Annotated in this window: 1 protein-coding gene; it reads right to left on the bottom strand. The window is 60.5% G+C overall.

Annotated features, from left to right (window positions below; translation table 11 throughout):
* On the bottom strand, positions 1-1,001 hold a 1,001-nt coding region (gene tuf, locus CLV89_RS22320; protein ID WP_106165753.1), incomplete at both ends, for an elongation factor Tu.

Raw genomic sequence — 1,001 nt, 5'->3', positions numbered from 1 at the left:
CCGGTCGGCAGGGTCACGGTGCCGGTCACGTCGGTGGTGCGGAAGTAGAACTGCGGACGGTAGTTCGCGAAGAACGGCGTGTGACGGCCACCTTCGTCCTTGGTGAGGATGTAGGCCTCAGCTTCGAACTTGGTGTGCGGGGTCACGGAACCCGGCTTGCACAGAACCTGACCACGCTCAACCGACTCACGGTCGATACCGCGCAGCAGGGCGCCGATGTTGTCGCCTGCTTCACCGCGGTCCAGCAGCTTGCGGAACATTTCCACACCGGTACAGGTGGTGGTGGTGGTGTCTTTGATGCCAACGATCTCGATGTTGTCGCCAACATTGATCACGCCACGCTCAACACGACCGGTCACAACAGTACCACGGCCAGAGATCGAGAACACGTCTTCGATCGGCATCAGGAACGGCTGGTCAACAGCACGTGCAGGGGTCGGGATGTAGTCATCCACGGCCGCCATCAGTTCCTTGATCTTCTCTTCGCCGATTTCAGGCTTGTTGCCTTCCATCGCCGCCAGCGCGGAACCCGCGATGATCGGGATATCGTCGCCCGGGTAGTCGTAGGAGGACAGCAGTTCGCGGATCTCCATTTCGACGAGCTCCAGCAGCTCTTCGTCGTCGACCTGGTCAACTTTGTTCATGAAGACGACCATCTTCGGGATGCCAACCTGGCGGCCCAGCAGGATGTGCTCGCGGGTCTGGGGCATCGGGCCGTCAGCTGCGTTCACAACCAGGATCGCGCCGTCCATCTGCGCCGCACCGGTGATCATGTTTTTCACATAGTCAGCGTGGCCGGGGCAGTCGACGTGCGCGTAGTGGCGGGTCTCGGTCTCATATTCCACGTGTGCGGTGGAGATGGTGATGCCGCGGGCTTTTTCTTCCGGTGCGCCATCGATCTGGTCGTAGGCCTGGAAGTCACCGAAGTATTTGGTGATTGCTGCGGTCAGCGTGGTTTTACCGTGGTCAACGTGGCCGATGGTGCCGATGTTGACGTGCGG

Origin of the sequence: Tritonibacter scottomollicae (assembly GCF_003003215.1) — a bacterium.
GTDB classification, from domain to species: domain Bacteria; phylum Pseudomonadota; class Alphaproteobacteria; order Rhodobacterales; family Rhodobacteraceae; genus Epibacterium; species Epibacterium scottomollicae.
The sequence above is the reverse complement of the archived record's forward strand: the minus strand, read 5'-3'. Positions and strand labels throughout refer to the sequence as shown.